17 protein-coding genes are annotated in these 14268 nt (G+C 65.3%); 7 read left to right on the top strand and 10 right to left on the bottom strand.

Going from position 1 to position 14268, the window contains the following annotated elements; genetic code table 11:
- Nucleotides 1-202 precede the first annotated feature (202 nt).
- Nucleotides 203-2170 carry a PhoX family phosphatase gene (locus KBI52_RS05310; RefSeq protein ID WP_210805884.1) on the bottom strand — a complete coding sequence of 656 codons (1968 nt, stop codon included), beginning with the start codon at nucleotides 2168-2170 and terminating at the stop codon, nucleotides 203-205.
- Nucleotides 2171-2296: 126 nt separating this feature from the next.
- Between KBI52_RS05310 and KBI52_RS05305 the strand changes: the two genes are divergently transcribed.
- On the top strand, nucleotides 2297-2554 hold the full coding sequence (locus KBI52_RS05305) for a hypothetical protein (protein WP_173945486.1): 258 nt from the start codon (nucleotides 2297-2299) through the stop codon (nucleotides 2552-2554).
- Nucleotides 2555-2721: 167 nt separating this feature from the next.
- Complete coding sequence (locus tag KBI52_RS05300) at nucleotides 2722-3153, top strand: RNA polymerase sigma factor region1.1 domain-containing protein (RefSeq protein WP_210805882.1); 432 nt, start codon at nucleotides 2722-2724, stop codon at nucleotides 3151-3153.
- Here KBI52_RS05300 and KBI52_RS33950 read toward each other — a convergent pair.
- Both KBI52_RS33950 and KBI52_RS05290 read right to left on the bottom strand, forming a co-directional pair.
- Nucleotides 3134-4390, bottom strand: a complete 1257-nt coding sequence (locus KBI52_RS33950; RefSeq protein ID WP_173945488.1) for a DUF882 domain-containing protein — start codon at nucleotides 4388-4390, stop codon at nucleotides 3134-3136. The two genes, KBI52_RS05300 and KBI52_RS33950, sit on opposite strands and share 20 nt — an antisense overlap.
- Before the next feature lie 81 nt (nucleotides 4391-4471).
- A complete protein-coding gene (locus KBI52_RS05290) occupies nucleotides 4472-5179 on the bottom strand; it encodes a L,D-transpeptidase (protein WP_173945489.1) in 708 nt (235 codons plus the stop codon).
- Between the two features lie 146 nt (nucleotides 5180-5325).
- On the opposite strand from KBI52_RS05290, the gene KBI52_RS05285 reads away from it, so the two are divergent.
- A complete protein-coding gene (locus KBI52_RS05285) occupies nucleotides 5326-5787 on the top strand; it encodes a DUF2726 domain-containing protein (protein WP_173945490.1) in 462 nt (153 codons plus the stop codon).
- Nucleotides 5788-5791: 4 nt separating this feature from the next.
- On the opposite strand, the gene KBI52_RS05280 is transcribed toward KBI52_RS05285, so the two are convergent.
- The 4 genes from KBI52_RS05280 to KBI52_RS05265 all read right to left on the bottom strand — a co-directional run bounded on the left by KBI52_RS05280 (nucleotide 5792) and on the right by KBI52_RS05265 (nucleotide 8043).
- Nucleotides 5792-6802, bottom strand: coding sequence for a ribonuclease Z (locus KBI52_RS05280; RefSeq protein ID WP_210805880.1), 1011 nt, complete (start codon nucleotides 6800-6802; stop codon nucleotides 5792-5794).
- 117 nt (nucleotides 6803-6919) lie between these two features.
- Nucleotides 6920-7222, bottom strand: coding sequence for a hypothetical protein (locus KBI52_RS05275; protein WP_173945492.1), 303 nt, complete (start codon nucleotides 7220-7222; stop codon nucleotides 6920-6922).
- A gap of 135 nt (nucleotides 7223-7357) precedes the next feature.
- Complete coding sequence (locus tag KBI52_RS05270; RefSeq protein ID WP_210805878.1) at nucleotides 7358-7738, bottom strand: DUF305 domain-containing protein; 381 nt, start codon at nucleotides 7736-7738, stop codon at nucleotides 7358-7360.
- 92 nt (nucleotides 7739-7830) lie between these two features.
- On the bottom strand, nucleotides 7831-8043 hold the full coding sequence (locus KBI52_RS05265) for a heavy-metal-associated domain-containing protein (protein WP_173945494.1): 213 nt from the start codon (nucleotides 8041-8043) through the stop codon (nucleotides 7831-7833).
- Between KBI52_RS05265 and KBI52_RS05260 the strand changes: the two genes are divergently transcribed.
- The 3 genes from KBI52_RS05260 to KBI52_RS05250 are packed head-to-tail and all read left to right on the top strand — an operon-like array spanning nucleotide 8042 to nucleotide 10079.
- Entirely contained in the window at nucleotides 8042-8248 is a 207-nt protein-coding gene (locus tag KBI52_RS05260) for a hypothetical protein (RefSeq protein WP_173945495.1), read from the top strand. The two genes, KBI52_RS05265 and KBI52_RS05260, sit on opposite strands and share 2 nt — an antisense overlap.
- Nucleotide 8249: 1 nt before the next feature.
- Nucleotides 8250-9140 (top strand): MYG1 family protein, encoded by an 891-nt coding sequence (locus KBI52_RS05255; protein ID WP_173945496.1) that lies wholly within the window; start codon nucleotides 8250-8252, stop codon nucleotides 9138-9140.
- Between the two features lie 27 nt (nucleotides 9141-9167).
- The gene (locus tag KBI52_RS05250) at nucleotides 9168-10079 is read left to right on the top strand and encodes a histone deacetylase (protein ID WP_210805876.1); all 912 of its coding nucleotides are present in this window, start codon (nucleotides 9168-9170) and stop codon (nucleotides 10077-10079) included.
- Between the two features lie 5 nt (nucleotides 10080-10084).
- Here the strand turns inward: KBI52_RS05250 and KBI52_RS05245 are convergent, their stop codons facing one another.
- Entirely contained in the window at nucleotides 10085-11008 is a 924-nt protein-coding gene (locus KBI52_RS05245) for a pseudouridine-5'-phosphate glycosidase (protein WP_173945498.1), read from the bottom strand.
- Nucleotides 11005-11946, bottom strand: coding sequence for a carbohydrate kinase family protein (locus KBI52_RS05240; RefSeq protein ID WP_210805874.1), 942 nt, complete (start codon nucleotides 11944-11946; stop codon nucleotides 11005-11007). Before KBI52_RS05240 ends, KBI52_RS05245 begins: the two co-directional genes overlap by 4 nt.
- A 201-nt stretch (nucleotides 11947-12147) precedes the next feature.
- Between KBI52_RS05240 and KBI52_RS05235 the strand changes: the two genes are divergently transcribed.
- Entirely contained in the window at nucleotides 12148-12543 is a 396-nt protein-coding gene (locus KBI52_RS05235) for a DUF6455 family protein (protein WP_173945500.1), read from the top strand.
- 10 nt (nucleotides 12544-12553) lie between these two features.
- Here the strand turns inward: KBI52_RS05235 and KBI52_RS05230 are convergent, their stop codons facing one another.
- Nucleotides 12554-13810 carry an alpha/beta hydrolase gene (locus KBI52_RS05230; RefSeq protein ID WP_173945502.1) on the bottom strand — a complete coding sequence of 419 codons (1257 nt, stop codon included), beginning with the start codon at nucleotides 13808-13810 and terminating at the stop codon, nucleotides 12554-12556.
- Between the last annotated feature and the right edge of the window lie 458 nt (nucleotides 13811-14268).

Raw genomic sequence — 14268 nt, 5'->3', positions numbered from 1 at the left:
GTCGGTTAGAGTGCCGGCCTGTCACGCCGGAGGTCGCGGGTTCGAGCCCCGTCGCCCGCGCCACTCTCCTCCCGCTGCCGCGATGGCAGCATCCGCTCCCGACAATCGACGATGATCGCAGGATGGGACCCGGTGCCCTGAAAGAACAAAGGAGCCGCGATGGGCTCCTTTGCCGTCTCGGTGCTTCGATGTCATGCAGGCTTCAGGCGATCTTGCCGCCGCCCTGCTTGGTGATGACCAGCACGGACGGGCGAGTCGGCAGGTTGTCCTTGAAGTCCGGCCAGCGGGTGATCGGATTCTCGAAGGTCGATGTCGTGCCTTCCTCCGCCTCTCCCGGGTGCTGGACCGCGAGGAACAGCGACTCGTCGTTCGGCGTGAAGAAGGGGCCGCACAACTCACCGCCGACCGGCACCCGGAAGAAATGCTTCGAGGTGCCGCGCTTCTCGCCTTCCGTCTCGATCGCCCAGAGGCCGTCGGCACGGCCGGTTGCCCTGGCGTTGTTGCCGTCGGTGGACACCCAGAGGCGGCCCTGGCTGTCGATGGCGCAGTTGTCCGGCATGCCGAACCAGCCGTTCTTGGTGGTCTCCGACGAGAAGGTCGCACCGATCGAAGCGACGGACGGGTCGCCGCATTTCACCAGCACCTCCCAGGTGAAGGCGGTTGCGGCGTGGTTCCCGCCTTCCGGCATCATCTCGACGATATGGCCGAACGCGTTGTTGGCGCGCGGGTTGGCAGCGTCGACCTGATCGTCCTTGCGGCGGGTGTTGTTCGTCAGCATCACGTAGACGCGGTTGGTCTGGGGGTTTGCCTCGATGTCCTCCGGGCGGTCCATTTTGGTCGCGCCGAGAAGATCGGCCGCGCGGCGGGTCTCGATCAGCACATCCGCCTGGCTCCTGAAGCCGTTGGCCTCCGTCAACGGACCCTGACCGTGGATCAGAGGCAGCCAGGAACCCTTGCCGTCCGGGTCGTACTTGGCGACGTAGAGCGTGCCTTCGTCGAGCAGGCCGAGATTGGCCGCCCGGTTCCCGGGGTCTACCTTTCCGGCCGTCACGAACTTGTAGACATAGTCGAAGCGCTCGTCATCGCCGAGATAGATCACGTAGCGGCCGTCCCCGTTGGTGATGCCGGCGGCGCCCTCGTGCTTGGTGCGGCCAAGGGCGGTGCGCTTCTTAGGTACGAAGCTCGGGTCGAAGGGATCGATCTCGACCACCCAGCCGAAGCGGTTCGCCTCCTGAGGCTCCTTGGTCAGGTCGAAGCGGTCGTAGTGCTTGCCCCACGCGTAGGCGGGCGTGCCGATGCCGTAGCGCTTGTAGTTCTTCGCCTCGACGTGATCGTCCGCGAGCTTGCCCCAGAAATAGCCGTTGAAGTTCTCTTCGCAGCTGAGCCAGGTACCCCAGGGGGTCACCCCGCCCGCGCAATTGTTGATCATGCCGTTCACCTTGCGGCCGCTGGCGTCGGACGAGGTCTTCATGCGATCGTGTCCGGCCGCCGGGCCGGTGATCTCCATGGGGGTCGTAGCCGTGATGCGGCGGTTATATCGGGAATCCTTGACCACGTGCCAGCGACCGTCGACGCGGCGGATCTCGACGACCGCGCCGCCATGGGCGGCCATTTCGACATCGACCAGATCCTTGGTCATCTTGGAGAAATTGGCATCTTTCGTGTCCTGGATGCCGACGCCCGGGAACATCAATTCCTCGTTCGTGTATTCATGGTTGGCCACGAGCAGGCCATGGTCGGCCGAGCCGTCGAGCGGGATGAACCCGATGAAGTCGGTGTTGTACCCGAACTGGCGGGCCTGCTTCTCGGCCGTCTGGTTCATGGGATCGAACTCGGGTGCATCGGCGAAGATCGGATCGCCCCAGCGCAGCAGCACCTGGGCGTCGTAACCCTCGGCGACGTGGTGGGTCTGATCAACCCCAGCCTCGATTTCCTTGAAGTCGAAGGAGGCGGCCATGCTTTTCCTGGCAGGCTGCTCGTTGGCCGCGAGAGCCCGGGTGCCGACCGTCGCCGAGATGGCGGCAACCGCGAGGGAGCCCCGCAGTAGATCACGCCGGTTGAACCGCGTGGCGACGATCTCGCCCATGGTGAGATTTTCCGTCGGATTGATTCCGACATCGCCTGAGTCTTCCAGTTCGCTCGAGCGAATGCGGCCCTTGTGCTCGTCCATATCGGTTTCTCCGTTTCTTCGGGGACGACAAGCGCCTTAGAACGGTTCTATGTAAGCTTGGTGACAGTGGAGCCGAAACGAGGATGTCCACGGGACAGCCTGCACCGGATCATGTATGGTTGGACCATGAGCAACGATATCTCCGAGCTTCGCGTACAGTTGTCCGATCAGTGGCAGAAGGTCGCCATCGACTTAATCCGCAAGGGAATCCCGGCCGACATGGTCTTCGAGTCCCTGCTAACGGTCGGGCTCGCCGGCCATGTGGAGCTCCAGGGCAAGGACCAGACCGCCAGCAAGCTTGTCGCCATTGCCGAGCAGTTGTCGGAACAGGTCAGGCGGGAGAAGGAGGCGTTGCAGGAGGCCTCGGGCGCGACGAAGAACTAGCCACCCGTCGCAGCACATTCGACTTACGGCTAAAGCGCCATTAAATTCGCACTTCGGGCGTTTTCCAGGTGCAACATCTGGAGTTATTGTTGCGTTAGCTCGGCGAAGTCCCCGAAGCGGCCCCGAGCTGCTTCTCCGACCAACAGATACAATAGGGTCGTGCCCTCATGCAGCCGGCGCTCGACAGCACCACCTTAGACCGTTTGATCGCCCTCGGACGCGAGCAGGGACATCTCACGAACCAGGATCTTGAGGACAACCTTCCAATCGCCTCGATGAGCGCCGAGGAGATTGCCCTCATCGTGGTGCATCTGGAAGAGACCGGCGTTCCGGTCGAGCTGGACGACAGTCTCGCGTCGCCGAATCCCAAGCCCAGCCCGGCACCTGTCAAAAGCGCCGAGATCATTCCGTTCCCGGATCGCGCCGCCGCAGCCAAGATGAAGCGTCGGAATGCGCCTCTTCAGAAGGCCGGTCCAACGCCGTCTGAAGCTACCAAAACGGCATGGCCGAGTGGGCGGGCTGCGCACTGGGCCGTCGTCATCTCGGGGCTCTTGGTCCTGGTGCTCCTAGTCGGCCTCGTCATGATGCTGGGCGTCTGATCTCGCCACCCGTCACAAGTTCAGCCTGAGCCTGCCCGCCGACGACCGGAAGCGGTTTGACCGCGGGTCCGCTGAAGCGCGTGACGCTGAGGTCATGCCGCGTGTCCGACGTGAAGCCGAGATCGAGGAACGCCGTTCTCGGATCGAAGAGGGACTTGGCCGCCGCGGTCTCATCGTACCCGATGATGGCTTCAAGCTCGGGAGCGATCCTTGAGTTTGCTGGTGAGACGGTCGCCTCAGCAGCGTCCGTTGCGGCCTCCGCCAAAGCAACGGCCGCCAGTTTGATCTCTGGCGGGCGCTGCGGCGGCAGGGGAACCGCCAGAGTGATTTCCCTGACGCTTTCCGGATCGGCCGACGCCACCATCGTCGATGGACCCGGGGCCTGTGTCTCAGGCTGCGACGCCGGCGCGGCGTTCTTGCGGCCGAAAAGGTTGGCGAAGAGATTGCCGATGGAAGGACCGCTGCCGGCAGAGGCCTGGGTGGCGAGAGCCGCATTGCGCTGCAGGATCTCGGCTTTCGCCAGCTCGTAACCGGGAAGCGGCTTGCCGTTCGAGGGAAGGTGCAGGGTCTTCCCGTCAGGGAAAAGCTGTACCAGCTGCTGCTGCGTCATGCGCGGCCAGGCCCGGACGTTGCCGGTGTCCACGTGAACGAAGGCTGAGGACGAATAATAGCCCACGCCGCCGTATTGCATCTTCATCGCGATGGCGCGCAGGCGGGCCGTGTCCACGTCGGGCAGTCGGATGTCCATCGCCTTGCCGAGCATGTGCTGGCTGTGCTCGGCGACCCCGCTCGACCGCCGACGCAGGGCGCCGTTGGTCTCCGGCGACCGGTAGGCGGAGATGATGTTGATGGGCTGCGACGAGCCGGATTCCCGGTACACTTCCCAAATGATGTCGAACAGGCGCGGGTCCATCTGCGCGGGCTTCTCAACCCGCCAGTCGCGGAGGAACCAGTTGAGCTGCTGCAGGGCGCCCGAGTCGTAATCCCCATTCCGGCGGAAGGTGACCGTCAAGCTTTCGCGCGTGTGCGTATGAAAGAAGGTGAGGGTGCGGGTCTCTCCGAACGCGGCAGCGTCCTGAATGCGGGCCGTCGCCAGGAGGAGGAAGGAGGCAGCTCCCAGGAGGCCGACAGCCAGACAGGATAGGCTCTTCCTGCCAGGCAGGCAGCTCCGTTCGGAGGCAGGGGCTGACCTGCATCCGCCAACCGATCGATCGGATCGGGCGAGTATTCGCGCCATGGTTCGTTGGTTCCCGCGTCCCTTGAAGCGACGTGTGGTCGTTAACCATGGCAAAAATAGGCGCGAACCGTGCCTTTTTGCTTAATCGGGCAGGGCCGCCGTCTGATTCCGCTTCGGGCGACCCGATGGCGACGACAGGACGACCACCTTCGTGCCCACTGGGGTGTGGTTGTAAAGGTCGATCACATCCTGGTTGATCATGCGGATGCACCCCGATGAAACATTCGTGCCGATCGTCCAGGGCTCGAAGGTCCCGTGGATGCGGTAGAGCGTATCCTTGTTGCCCTGCCAGAGGTACAGCGCGCGGGCGCCGAGCGGGTTGCCGGGGCCGCCTGGCATGCCGGGACCGCCGGGCAGTTCGCCCATCTGCTCCATCAGTTCGGGTTGCCGCCCGAACATCTCCTTGGGCGGATACCAGTCCGGCCATTCCTGCTTGTCCTTGATGACGGCGGATCCGGACCAGCTGAACCCCGATCGACCGACGCCGACCCCGTAGCGCACCGCCATGCCGTCGCGCATGACGAGGTAAAGGTAGCGCGAACGCGGGTCGACCACGATGGTCCCGGGCGCCTCGGCGGTCTGGTACTCGACGACACGCCGCAGGTAGGCCGGGTTGATCCTCGACAGCTCGATGCCCGGAACCGGGTAAAGGTCATCGACGGGAGCGTACATGCGCTGGTAGGCGGACATGTCCCGCATCGACTGGGCGAAGCTCGGGTGGCTCGGCAGCCCGGTGCCGACGGCTGCGGCTGAGGCTCCAAGCAGGAAGGTTCGGCGGCTGAGGTCCATTGTGCTCTCCCCGGCGGACTTAACTCGACAATAAGAAGACGCAGGACCATCCGTCTCGGTTTCATGCTAGCTGCTATGCTTCACAGGCACGATGAAGCCTGGCCGTTCACATTCGAGCGAGCCGAGGGCAGGGGCAGTCTATTGTGATGATCGAAAACCTCCCGTGGTCGTGGCTCGCAGGCGTAGGCCTGCTGGGCGTCCTGTTCGTTCTGGTCCTTCTCTGGACCCGCAAGCCGCGCTATCGGCGTGCTGCGATCATGACGGACAACGAGCGCGAGTTTTATCAGCGTCTTCTGGCCGCTTGCCCCGAGTGCCAGATCTGGCCGCAGGTTCCGATCCTGGCGCTCGTCCGGCCAGACGCCAAGGAAGGCAGCCGAGCCTTCTGGATCGCCTTCAAGCGCATTTCGAACACCCGCGTCGACTGGGTCGTCGTTCGGGACCTTGAGGTCGTGGCGGTCGTGGAGCTCGACGATCGCTCCCATGATGCCCGCAAGGATGCGCAGCGCGACAAGGTCCTGAGATCCTGCGGCTACCGCGTGGTCCGGTTCAGCTCGAGCCGCAGGCCCGATCCCAGACAGATCCACGCGGCGGTTTTCCGGCCCGATTAGAGGTTCAGGCCGGCATCGCGCTCGCGCCGAGCGTACCGAAGCTCTCGAACACCTCCTGGCGCAGGAGGCCCGGCTCCGACAGGTAGCGGGCCGAATGGTGAAACGGCGTGACGGATCTGACCTCCGCTTCCCGGGCGATCGATCCGGCTTCCTGGGCGGTCAGGTGGAGAGATGCGAGGGCCAGGGATCGATCACGCTCCAGGAAGACCGCTTCGATGAAGAGTTGATCGGCCCGACGGGCGAGCTGAACGATTTTCGCGCGGTTCTCGGGATGAGGCGCCGCGTCGGTGACGTAGGCGACGGCCTGGCCCGGCGCGACGCGCAAGGCCTGACCCTTCAGGTCCGCAAGGCGAATGCTTCCTCGACCCGGAACGGCAACGGGATGATCGTCCGGCATGCCGAGACGGACCGCCCGCTTGGCTTCGTTGAGCCAGGGTCCTGGCGGGAGATCAAGTTCGTTCAGGACGCCTCGCCACACATTCACCTGGAGGACCTCCCTCAGGGCGAAGGCGAGGGACGGGATCCCGTGATCGAGAGCGACGGCCTCGATCCTGAACTCGCCCTCCATCCAGGCGATACCCTCTAGGAAAAGCGGTGGCTCGACCTCCCGCCGGGCGAAGGCCTCACGAGCTTGGAACTCTGCCGCGCGACCCAGGCGTCGGCCGTCGTAGTCCATGGCGCTGAGGCGGAAATCGACCGAGTTCTCATCCAGAAGGTTCCAGGTGAACCCGCGGATCCGATGTTCGACCTGCGCGGCGAAGCCCGGCGGTCCGATGAGGATCAGTGGTTGCGGACGATGAAGGCAGAGCCGGAACAGCCGATCGAACCCGGCCATATGGTCCACGTGCGTGTGAGAGACGAAGACGTGGCTCACGCGCAGCAGTTCACGGGAGGAGAGGGCGCTGACATCGCCGAGATCGAAGAGAATCGCCCGGCGGCCGTAACGAAAATCCAGGTAGACGCCCGGGTCGCCGAACGGATCGTTCACGAGGCGGGGTTGTACAAGCCAGCTCATCCGGTGCCAACGGGCCCGATCCGGGCATGTTCCGCGGCGAAAGGCCGGGCCCGCATGGAGCGGACCCGGCCCGGGATGATCACGAAGCGGCAGCGCCCGACAGCCGGACGGAACGGGTCAGGCCTCGTCCTCCACTTCGTCGGGATCGGTCACATCGACCAGGAACATGATGTAAGGACCTTCCTCCTCGTCATCGTCATCCTCGTCGTCATCGAAATCCGCGTTCTCGAACTCGGTCTTTTCCTCGTCGGTCGCCGGCCGGACGTTCAGGGTCGCGAAGCCGTCCCACAGGGGAGCGCCCTCGCTTTCAAGGACCTTGAGATCTTCCTTGAAGTCTTCGCTCATGAGGAGATCGCGGGCCTCGTCCTCTTCGGCATTGGTAATGGCGACAGGCTTGTCGCTAATCGTCAGCGTGAACATGATTCGTCCTTTCCATTCGCCCGCAAGGGATACCCACTAACGCACGACCCCGCACGTTCGTGGCAGGGATATGCACATGAAGCGACATGAAGATGACCGGGTGGAGGCCCGGTCCATCGACGGCACGGAGCGGGCCTACCGAACTCCCTTCTTCTTCAGCCAGGCTTCCATTTCGGCGATCTCTCGCTCCTGTTCCCGGATGACGTGGGTCGCCCATTTCCGGATTTGCTCGTCCTTGGCATGGTGAAGCGCCACCTTTGCCATGTCGATGGCGCCCTGGTGGTGGGGAATCATGCCGCGCACGAAATCCACATCCGGGTCGCCGCTGAACGGGATGTCCATGTTCCGGTGCATCGTCTCGTTCGCCTGGCGGTAGCCCTGTGTGGAAGGGGCCTCCACGGCCTGCGCTGGTGATGTCGCGGAATGCCCCGTGTGGCCTCCGTGCGCGCTCTGCGCCCGGCTGGCCGCAGGCAGGGCGATCAAGAGTGCGGCCAGGACAAGAGAATGGGTTTTCATCGTTGGTGCTCGCGAAAAGGAAACGCGTTGAGTGGGTAAAGCTCCGGGACTGGGCACGCGGATGCCCGGGATTCTCTGCGATCGCTTTGCCGTCAGGCATCCTGCTGCGAAAGAGCCCGGGCCGCGTAGCCGGCGCTGTGCAGGGCCACCAGGATCGCGGATTCGTCGCGGCTCGTGGCGACGGCGATGACGCGGCTTTCCAGGTCGCCCTCGACCTGGGCTTGCGGATCGAGCGTTTGAAGAGCCTGCCGAAGGCTTCTCAGACAGCCGCCGCAATGGATGTCCGGCACGTGGAAATGATGCATGATCGGGATCCTTTCTCAAGATCCCGACACTCTTGGACCTTTCCACGATGGCAAGGTCAAGCCGCCATCGAGCGGTTATTCAGGCTATCCTCCCGTCAGCATAAAGGATGTGATTGCAGCAGCTTATCTTCTTCGAGTAGCTCTGTTATCGCGGATCGAGATGCAGAACTGGTCAGGAGCAGCCGACGGTGGTCGGCACGAGTAAAATGAAGGTTGTCACCCACAGCGGCACATTCCATGCCGACGATGTCTTCGCCTTCTCGATTTTGCGGGAAGCCCTGGGGACTTTCGATTTCACCCGGACCCGTGACACGGCCTTGATCGACGCCGCGGACCTCGTCTTCGACGTCGGCGGCGTTTACGACATCGCCCGCGGACGCTACGATCACCACATGCGGGATCTCCCGCGCCGGCCCGATGGTACTCCCTACAGCTCGGTGGGCCTGATCTGGCGCGATTTCGGGCGCAACGCCCTGCCGAATCTGGCTCCGGGGATCGATGAGGATCTGCTGGACGTGGTCTGGCAGGACATCGATAACGGCTTCGTTCTGGCCATCGACCAGGCAGACAACGGCGTCGCGTCGGTCAGTCAGGGGCATCTGTCGCTTCTGATTGAAGCCTTCAATCCCACCTGGGCTGGCGATCAGTCCTATGACGATGCGTTCCTCGAGGCGGCCGATTTCGCCAGAGGGATCCTGTTCCGGGCCTGCCGGCAGGCCCACGCGGAAGCTCAGGCGCAGTCCTCCGTGCTCTCCGCCGCCCGGAAGGCGCAGGACCCGCGGATCATCGTTCTCAATCGTAAGCTGCCCTGGGAGAAGGCGGTCTTCGAGGGCGGGCTGCGTGACCTCCTCTTCATCATCTACCCGAATGAGGACACCACATCCTGGTATTGCCGGACCGTTCCGCCGGAGCCCAATTCCTTCGGCCAGAGACTGTCCCTGCCGGAGGCGTGGCGGGGCTTGCAGGAAGAGGAATTTTCCCGGATCGCCGGGATCGCCGATGGCGTCTTCTGCCATCCTGGCGGGTTCATCTGCGGAGCGCGTTCGCAGGAATCCGCCGTCATGCTGGCCGAGAAGGCGATAGCGGCCGGCCAATAGACGGACTTCGACCGGAAAGGGTGGGACATGAAGCAGGTGCCGATCGTTTCTCATCCCGCCTACCAGGCTGCCCTGCCGGACGGTCATCGCTTTCCCATGCGAAAATACGGGCGCCTCGCCGAGGTGGTCGCCGACATGGGGCTCGCATCGAACGGCTTCGTCGAACCGGAGGAAGCGCCGGCCGACCTGATCGCCCTGGCGCATGATCGCGCCTATGTGGATCAGGTCCTGGCCTGTTCCGTTCCCCGCGAGATCGAGCGGAGGATCGGCCTTCCCGTGAGTGAGAGCGTGGTGCGCCGTGCCCGTTCATCCGCCGGCGGGACCTTGCTCGCCGCGAGACTGGCGCTTCAGCACGGGCTTTCAGGGACGACGGCCGGCGGCAGCCACCATGGGCAGCGGGAGACGGGGGCCGGCTTCTGCGTCTTCAACGATGTCGCCATCGCGGCGAAGGCGCTCCATGCCGAGGGCGCGATCCACAACGCGCTCGTCGTCGATCTCGACGTACATCAGGGCGACGGCACTGCCGATTGCCTGCGCGACGAACCGGATCTCTTCACCTTCTCGATGCATGCGGAGAAGAACTATCCCGTGCGCAAGATTCCCAGCGACCTCGATATCGGGCTGCCCGATGCCCTGGAGGACGAGGCCTATCTGGCGGTTCTTCACGCCCATCTGCCGCGCCTGCTCGATGCCATCGAGCCGGATCTCGTGTTCTTCAACGCGGGAGTCGACCCGCACCGGGACGACAAGCTCGGGCGGCTCTGCCTTTCCGACGATGGCCTGCGCCGGCGCGACGCCTATGTGATCGAGCAGGCCCGCAGCCGCCGGATCCCGCTCGTCGCGGTGATCGGCGGAGGCTATTCGGCCGATATCGACGCGCTCGCCCGTCGGCACGCCATCGTGTTCGAGGCGATGGCGGCCTGGAACGAAACGGAGTAGGGCGGTCAGCGCGTCAGGGCTGCGGCAAGCTGCGCGGCCAGTGCCGCGTTGTTCTTCACCAGCGCGATGTTCGTGGCGAGACTTCGGCCGCCCGTCACCTCGAACAGGTGAGACAGGAGGAACGGCGTCACGGCCTTGCCGGTCACGCCCCGCGCCTTCGCTTCGGCGACGGCCGCGTCGATGAAGGTCTTCATCGCGCCTGCCGGGATTTCATCGGCATCCGGAACGGGGTTGGCCACGAGCACGCCGCCTTCGATACCAAGCGCCTCCTTGGTGCGAATGAGGTCCGCCAGGGCGTCGGGCGAATCGACCCGTAGGGGAACAGGCAGGTCGCTGGCCCGGCTCCAGAAGGCCGGGAAGCGGTCCGTCCGGTAGCCGACCACGGGCACGCCGCGGGTCTCGAGATATTCGAGGGTCCGCGGCAGATCGAGAATGGCCTTCGCACCGGCGCAGATCACCGCCACGGGGGTCCGGGCCAGCTCGTCCAGATCGGCCGAGATGTCCATGGTGTCCTCGACGCCCTGATGAACCCCGCCGATGCCGCCGGTCGCGAAGACCCGGATGCCAGCGAGCCTTGCGCAGATCATGGTCGCGGCCACCGTGGTGGCTCCCTGCCGTCCGGACGAGACGGCATAGGGAAGATCGGCGCGGCTCAGCTTCATCACGTCCCTGGCCGTGCCGAGCCAGTCGAGCTCCGCGTCCGACAGCCCGACCTTGATGCGCCCATTGATGATCGCGATGGTGGCCGGGACGGCGCCGTTGTCGCGCACGACCGCCTCCACGTCGCGGGCCGTGGCCACGTTCTGAGGATGGGGCATGCCATGGGTGATGATGGTGGATTCGAGCGCGACGACCGGTCCGCCCGCAGCCAGGGTGGCCTGGACCTCGGGAGCGATGTCGAGAAAGCGCTTGGCGGTGTCATTCGTCATGAGGGCTCCCGTTCCACAACCGAACCGGCTCTAAGGGACAATGTGGATTCCAGCAAGGCGAGCGACAGATCCGGCCGGACGCTCACCGGGCTTTCGACGGTCAAGGCCGCGGCGACGGCGCCGAGCTGCGCCGCTTGGTCTAACGGCATGTCCTTCAGCATGGCCACGAGCGTGGCGGCGATCAGCGCGTCTCCCGCTCCCGTGGCGTCGACGATCCTGGCCTTGAGCGCGGCGACCTTCCGGATCCCGAAGGAATCCGCCGCGACGAGGCCCTTGTCCCCGAGGGTCAGGACGACCTGTTCCGCTCCCCGGGCGAGCATGGCTTCCGCCGCGGCTTCCGGCGCCACCTCAGGGCGGTTGAGATAGACCCGCGCCTCGTCGAGATTGAGGAAGACCATGCCAACGCCGTTCAGGTCCGGCGGCAGGCGCATCACCTTCGGGGTCGAGACGGCATCGAGAGCGAGCATGAGGGCTCTTTGCCGCGCAAGGCCGATGAGGTCGTTCAGGGTCTCGGCCGGCAGGTTGCAGTCGGCGAAGATCCAGCCCGATCCGAGTTGGGGCTCGATCGCGCGCAGCAGGGCCGGGGAGATCGTGTCGAAGACCGCCATATGGGCAAGCCCGACGGCCAGTTCTCCGTCGGGCTGCAGCACGGCCACGTATTCGGCGGTCGCGTGTGATTCCGAGACGGTCACGTGCCCGGTGTCGATGTCGAGGCGCTTCAGGTCCTCGATCAGAGCATGGCCGTTGGCGTCATCGCCCACGATCGACACCAGCGAGACCTGGGTTCCCAGCCTGGCGATGTTCTCGGCGACGTTGCGCGCGACGCCGCCGAACGAGCGCTCCGCCACGACGGGGTTCGACGTGCCGGGGCGGATGGTGGCCAAGGCGCGGTACTTGCGGTCCACGGCCGCTCCGCCGATGCAGACGACCCTGCTCATTCCCGGCTCCATGGCGTCGATTCACCCTCTTGCTGCACGGACGGTATGCCGAAAGGGCGTCCGGGCCGCAATGGGACCGGGGCTTCCTTGCGCCTCCAAGCCGCACGTCCAAGCCGCACTTCGCAATGGCCCGGGCGAATTGCGCTCGATCAATGCCGGGGCGGGCCGATCCGATAGGCTTCGGTCAGCATGGAGGCGATCATGGATCCGGGAGCGGCGATCAAGCGATGGCGGGAGACCTGGAGGCAGCGGCATGAACTCGAGTCCCTCGATCGGGACCAGAGGGACGCGCTGGCTCGCGACATCGGGGTTTCGGCCGACATGCTGCCGCTCCTGGCCGCACGCGATCCCGGCGCGGCGGAGGAGCTGCCGCGTCTCATGGAGGCTCTGTCGCTCGATCCCGACCGGATCAGGCGCATCCACTCGGCCTTGATGCGCGACATGAGCCTGACCTGCTCGGGATGCACGGCGGCGGTCCGGTGCCGGCAGGATCTCGAACACGAGCGAGCGCCCGCCCATTATGCCGCGTACTGCCCCAATGCCGGAACCCTGTTGGACCTGCAGGAGGAGGCCGCGCCCGAATCGGCGCGCCCCTGACCCGATATCCTCAAGGAGTGAGCGTTCCCGAGACCGCCTGGCCGAGCCCCTCCACGTGACCCTGGAAATTCTCGCGCGTTCGCGGGTCGACGACCGCCACTGGGGCCGAGACCGCGAGGCCTGCGGCGGTGCCCACGGCAGCCGCGGCGCCCGCCGTGACCTGGATGATCCGGTCGCCGACGCCGACGCGGGAATCCGTCAGGGTCTGGCCTTCGGCCAGCTCGCGCCCGATGATGCGAACGACCTCGGGGCTTTCGGCGAACTTCGAGTGATTCAGGGGATCGCCGGTCCTGAGCTTCGACAGGTTCAGGACCGTGATGCCTGACGTCTCGAGCTCGCTGCGATAGGGCTCCTGATCCGGATCGATCGCCCCGAGCCGCACCGCATCGCCCCAGAGGCGGCGGGAGACCGCCAGGGCCCGGTCGTCCTGGGAGACGAACAGGGTGAAGTTCGGGCGGGACCGGCCCATGTCCACGACGGCCTCGCGGAACAGGTCGACATCCACGTCCGGCGCGGCCAGCAGCACGTTGCGGATCTTAGGGGCGACGCGCCCATCGCGGATCGCCATCTGGCGCAGAGCCTCGAGGGTGACCCAGTTGCCCATGGAATGCGCCAGGATCGAGATCTCGCCGACCGCCGGATCGCTGGCCAATGTCCTCAGGGTGGTCTCGAGGGCGTTGCGGGAATAGGTGTTGCTCTCGCGGTCGTAGCCATAGGCCAGGATGCTGCCGCGGGACGGCCAGGTGAACAGCACGGGCACGACGGGGGTTCCGGCATCGTGCACGATCTGGGCGAAGCGGAAGACCGCGTCGTCGAAGCGGTTGTTGAAGCCGTGGATGAACACCAGCACGCGCCGCTGCGGCACGGTGCGAACGGTGCGGTGAAACCAGGTGGTCGCCTGTTTCCGGTCGATCACATCGGCCTTGAGGGTCACGAAATCGGTTGCGGGGTTGCCGGGGTTCCGCTGCGGCCATTGCACCTCGCCCGGCGTGCGGTTGGCCGCCGGCGGGATGGAGACCGTGAACTCGGCGAAGGACAGTTCGGGACCGCGGCCGCCGGAATAGAATTCCTGCGGGTCGCTGGCCCGCATCCGCGTGGTGGCGACCAGCATGTCCACCGTGCTCGCGCCGGGCACCGTCGCGGCCACGGGCAGGAGGGCGCCCTTGTTGCTGGCGCAACCGCTCAGGCCGAGGGCGACCGCCAGAGCCACAAGGTGGCGGGCGCAGGAGGCGAGAGCGCGCGGATATGCCCTCCGCACGCCCGTCATGGGCGACACGCCATCCGGGTGAGCCGGATCGGCCCCGCATGCGGGGCCGCCGTCCAGGGCCGAGGCCATGACGCAGTCATCGTGTCCCGATCGTCGCATTCGGCCCGCATTCCCCGCTTGTTCCGCCTGACCCTATCTTCATCAGGTCGGCCTGCTTGTCGAGCACAGAAACGGCAGGTGTCGACCAAGCGGATCCTTGGGCCCGCCTTGATCCTTTCTCCGTCATCGCCGGGTTTGTCCCGGCGATCTCGATTGGTTGAGGTGCGGCGCTCTTCCGGATCGGGATGGCCGGCACAAGGCCGGCCATGACGTGAGAGGATGTCAGGACGGCTGCGGCGATGCTGATGTCAAAGAGCCAGCACCAGCGGGCCCGCAGCTTGCGCTGCGAGCCTGCAGGATGATCGAGGGTGGCGCGAGTGGCGGCCCGGCTCGATGCTATGGGTGGGATGGAAGAGCAG

It is taken from the genome of Microvirga sp. HBU67558 (assembly GCF_018069605.1).
Taxonomy (GTDB): domain Bacteria; phylum Pseudomonadota; class Alphaproteobacteria; order Rhizobiales; family Beijerinckiaceae; genus Microvirga; species Microvirga terrae.
This window is presented reverse-complemented; position numbering and strand designations above follow the sequence as displayed.

Coding starts and splice junctions, on each gene's coding strand:
- KBI52_RS05280 (WP_210805880.1), bottom strand. CDS start 6,802: ATGAGCTGGCTTGTACAACCCCGCCTCGTGAACGATCCGTTCGGCGAC.
- KBI52_RS05270 (WP_210805878.1), bottom strand. CDS start 7,738: ATGAAAACCCATTCTCTTGTCCTGGCCGCACTCTTGATCGCCCTGCCT.
- KBI52_RS05245 (WP_173945498.1), bottom strand. CDS start 11,008: ATGACGAATGACACCGCCAAGCGCTTTCTCGACATCGCTCCCGAGGTC.
- KBI52_RS05260 (WP_173945495.1), top strand. CDS start 8,042: ATGATCGGGATCCTTTCTCAAGATCCCGACACTCTTGGACCTTTCCAC.
- KBI52_RS33950 (WP_173945488.1), bottom strand. CDS start 4,390: ATGGCGCGAATACTCGCCCGATCCGATCGATCGGTTGGCGGATGCAGG.
- KBI52_RS05290 (WP_173945489.1), bottom strand. CDS start 5,179: ATGGACCTCAGCCGCCGAACCTTCCTGCTTGGAGCCTCAGCCGCAGCC.
- KBI52_RS05255 (WP_173945496.1), top strand. CDS start 8,250: ATGAAGGTTGTCACCCACAGCGGCACATTCCATGCCGACGATGTCTTC.
- KBI52_RS05285 (WP_173945490.1), top strand. CDS start 5,326: ATGATCGAAAACCTCCCGTGGTCGTGGCTCGCAGGCGTAGGCCTGCTG.
- KBI52_RS05275 (WP_173945492.1), bottom strand. CDS start 7,222: ATGTTCACGCTGACGATTAGCGACAAGCCTGTCGCCATTACCAATGCC.
- KBI52_RS05230 (WP_173945502.1), bottom strand. CDS start 13,810: ATGACGGGCGTGCGGAGGGCATATCCGCGCGCTCTCGCCTCCTGCGCC.
- KBI52_RS05265 (WP_173945494.1), bottom strand. CDS start 8,043: ATGCATCATTTCCACGTGCCGGACATCCATTGCGGCGGCTGTCTGAGA.
- KBI52_RS05310 (WP_210805884.1), bottom strand. CDS start 2,170: ATGGACGAGCACAAGGGCCGCATTCGCTCGAGCGAACTGGAAGACTCA.
- KBI52_RS05250 (WP_210805876.1), top strand. CDS start 9,168: ATGAAGCAGGTGCCGATCGTTTCTCATCCCGCCTACCAGGCTGCCCTG.
- KBI52_RS05300 (WP_210805882.1), top strand. CDS start 2,722: ATGCAGCCGGCGCTCGACAGCACCACCTTAGACCGTTTGATCGCCCTC.
- KBI52_RS05305 (WP_173945486.1), top strand. CDS start 2,297: ATGAGCAACGATATCTCCGAGCTTCGCGTACAGTTGTCCGATCAGTGG.
- KBI52_RS05235 (WP_173945500.1), top strand. CDS start 12,148: ATGGATCCGGGAGCGGCGATCAAGCGATGGCGGGAGACCTGGAGGCAG.
- KBI52_RS05240 (WP_210805874.1), bottom strand. CDS start 11,946: ATGAGCAGGGTCGTCTGCATCGGCGGAGCGGCCGTGGACCGCAAGTAC.